General features: G+C 73.7%; 3 protein-coding genes. 2 read left to right on the forward strand and 1 reads right to left on the reverse strand.

Annotation, left to right across the window (positions count from 1 at the left end):
- The first annotated feature begins 177 nt into the window (after positions 1–177).
- The gene (locus F2B26_RS15450; protein WP_159810872.1) at positions 178–402 is read left to right on the forward strand and encodes a DUF3107 domain-containing protein; all 225 of its coding nucleotides are present in this window, start codon (positions 178–180) and stop codon (positions 400–402) included.
- A 129-nt stretch (positions 403–531) separates the two neighbouring features.
- Here the strand turns inward: F2B26_RS15450 and F2B26_RS15455 are convergent, their stop codons facing one another.
- Positions 532–1,266: a ferritin-like fold-containing protein gene (locus F2B26_RS15455; protein ID WP_159810874.1), complete on the reverse strand. Its 735-nt coding sequence runs from the start codon at positions 1,264–1,266 to the stop codon at positions 532–534.
- 243 nt (positions 1,267–1,509) lie between these two features.
- Here F2B26_RS15455 and F2B26_RS15460 point away from each other — a divergent pair.
- A partial coding sequence (locus F2B26_RS15460) for a DEAD/DEAH box helicase (RefSeq protein WP_159810876.1) occupies positions 1,510–3,015 on the forward strand: 1,506 nt, incomplete at its 3' end.

A 3,015-nucleotide genomic window follows, 5' to 3' on the forward strand; every position in this document is an offset into this window, starting at 1 on the left:
CTGCGCGACGCGGCGGCCGGCGCCGGCACCTCCGCCTGACCGGCGACGTCGGGCGCTACGCCACCAGCGGAACCGGCCGCCGCAGACGGTCCGCACGGCGCGGACCGACGGTGCGCCGACCTAGGATCGACGGGCCGCGGACCTGAAGGTTCGCCGCTGGGCCCCAAGGAGGAACTGGTGGAGATCACCATCGGCGTGCAGCACCTGCCGCGCGAGATCACGATCGAGTCCGAGCAGACCCCCGACGAGGTCGCCGCCGCCGTCGCCGCCGCACTGGCCGGCAAGCCGGCGCTCGAGCTGCTCGACGAGCGTGGCCGGCGCGTCATCGTCCCGACCGCAGCGATCGGCTACGTGCAGATCGGTGCCGAGCAGCGCGGCCGGGTCGGCTTCGGCTCGATCTAGGCGCTCCGGGCCTCGCACCGCGCCTGACGACCTCGTCGTCCGGTCCGGTGCGGGGCCCGCGCTGCCCCGTGCGCGGCGCGGGGACTCGGCACCGGGGGCAGGGCCCCGGCACCGGTGCCCGCGACGGGCTCAGGCGGTGAACTTCAGCCGCGACATCCGGCGGGTGTGCTGCGCGGTGAGCTCGTTGAGCACCTTGCCGGGGGCGGCGGCCTCGGCCACGACCGGTGCGGCCGCACCGGTGGCAGGAGCGTCCGTGGCGGGTGCGACGCGCGCCTCGGCCGGCTCCGGGTGCGTCATGAGCCGGGCCAGACCGGGGTGGTTGATGAGCAGTCGCTGCACGATCTGCAGGGACTCGCCGACCACCCGACGGCCCCACAGCGCGAGCCGCGCCGTGAGCACCTCGTCCTCGGCGCAGGCGTTCTCCAGGGAACGCACCGACAGCTCGGCCTGGGCGGCGTCGTCGAGGACGTCGAGCACGAGGTCGCGCGAGGTCGGGTCGAGGTTGCGGGCCGCGATCCGGCAGAAGTCGTCGGACACCCCGGCCCCGACGTAGCCCTTGAGCAGCCGCTCCCACCAGGTGCTCGGCTGGGTGCGGGCGTCGAAGTCGTCGAGCACCGTGGTGTAGCGGGCGATGGCCTGCGCGGGGTCCCCGCCCAGCTCGCTCACGCGCTCGAGCACCCGGTCGCGACGTTCGACGGCCTGGGCGGCGAACCGCGAGTAGAGCAGGCGTCCCTCGGCGTCGGGGGCGTTGGCGGCGTCGGCGGCGTACCGGCCGAACGCGTTGTCCTCGAGCTGCGCCACCAGTCCCAGCAGCTCCACCGTGTCGGTGACGGAGGCGTGCCTGGGTGTGCGCTCACGGGTCATCCTGTGATGGTAGCCACAGGTTCACCCCGAGTTCACTGTGCCGTCCGGTAGAGTCGTGCGCGTACCTCGGTTGCCCGGTCGTCCCGCAGAGGCACCACCTCCCGCCCGTCGGCGCTCGCCGGTGAGCAGGGAACGACGTTCACGATCGGCTGCCGTTCGACCTGTGGCCGTCTGCGCCCTGCCCGAGCCCCCTGGGGTTTGGTGTGCGCGCGCCGCCACCTTCGCGAGTGTGAGCGACCGCCCATGGACATCCCCACCACCCAGGACAGCCCGAGCAGTGCCGGTCTGACCGACGACCAGAACGACGGCTCCGCGCTGCTGACCGCGGCCGACGCCGTCCCCACCTCCTCCCCCACCGGGTCGCGCGCGTCGCGCTCGGTGCAGGCCGTGGACGCCGCCTTCGCGGACTTCGCGGTGCGCCCGCAGATCCTGCAGGCCCTCGCCGACGTCGGCATCCTGCGCCCGTTCCCCATCCAGGCGATGACGCTGCCGGTCGCCCTCGCCCGGCAGGACATCATCGGCCAGGCCAAGACCGGCACCGGCAAGACGCTCGGCTTCGGCATCCCGCTGCTCGAGCACGTCGTCGGCCCGGACGAGGACGGCTACGACCAGCTGCCCGCCCCCGGCAAGCCGCAGGCGCTCGTCGTCGTGCCCACACGTGAGCTGGCCGTCCAGGTCGCCGGCGACCTCGCCACCGCCTCGACGCACCGCCGCGTGCGCATCGTCCAGGTGTACGGCGGGCGGGCCTACGAACCGCAGGTCGAGGCGCTGTCCCGCGGCGCCGAGATCGTGGTCGGCACGCCCGGTCGCATGATCGACCTGCTCAACCAGCGTCACATGGACCTGTCGCACGCCCGCACCGTGGTGCTCGACGAGGCCGACGAGATGCTCGACCTGGGCTTCCTGCCCGACGTCGAGCGGCTGCTGGCCGCCACCCCGCCGACCCGGCACACCATGCTGTTCTCGGCGACCATGCCCGGCCCGGTCGTCGCGATGGCCCGCCGCTACATGAGCCAGCCGACGCACATCCGCGCGAGCGAGCCGGACGACGACGGCAAGACCGTCAAGGACATCAAGCAGGTCGTCTACCGCGCCCACGCGCTGGACAAGATCGAGCTGCTGGCCCGCATCCTGCAGGCCAACGGCCGCGGACTGACCATCGTGTTCGCGCGCACCAAGCGCACCGCCGCCAAGGTGGCCGACGACCTGGTCGAGCGCGGCTTCGCGGCCGGCGCCATCCACGGCGACCTGGGCCAGGGCGCCCGTGAGCAGGCGCTGCGCGCGTTCCGGCACGGCAAGGTCGACGTGCTCGTGGCCACCGACGTCGCGGCCCGCGGCATCGACGTCGAGGACGTCACGCACGTCGTCAACTACCAGTGCCCCGAGGACGAGAAGATCTACCTGCACCGCACCGGCCGCACCGGGCGCGCGGGCAACAAGGGCACGGCCGTCACGTTCGTCGACTGGGACGACATGCCGCGCTGGGGCCTCATCGACAAGGCGCTCGAGCTGGGCATCCCCGAGCCGGTGGAGACCTACTCGGCCTCGGCGCACATCCACACCGACCTCGACATCCCCGAGGGCGTCACCGGGCGGCTGCCGAAGTCCAAGCAGACCCGGGCCGGTCTGGAGGCCGAGGTCCTCGAGGACCTGGGCGAGACCGGCAAGCACGGCGGTGCCCCCCGTGGCGGCGCTCCCCGTGGCGGCTCGGGTCGCGGCGGCTCGGAGCGTCCGGCCGGCGGCGCGGGT

Origin of the sequence: Cellulomonas citrea, from assembly GCF_009829685.1 — a bacterium.
Taxonomy (GTDB): domain Bacteria; phylum Actinomycetota; class Actinomycetes; order Actinomycetales; family Cellulomonadaceae; genus Cellulomonas; species Cellulomonas citrea.

Excerpts from the sequence above, each read along its gene's own strand:
- F2B26_RS15455 (WP_159810874.1), bottom strand. The coding sequence starts at position 1,266 with ATGACCCGTGAGCGCACACCCAGGCACGCCTCCGTCACCGACACGGTG.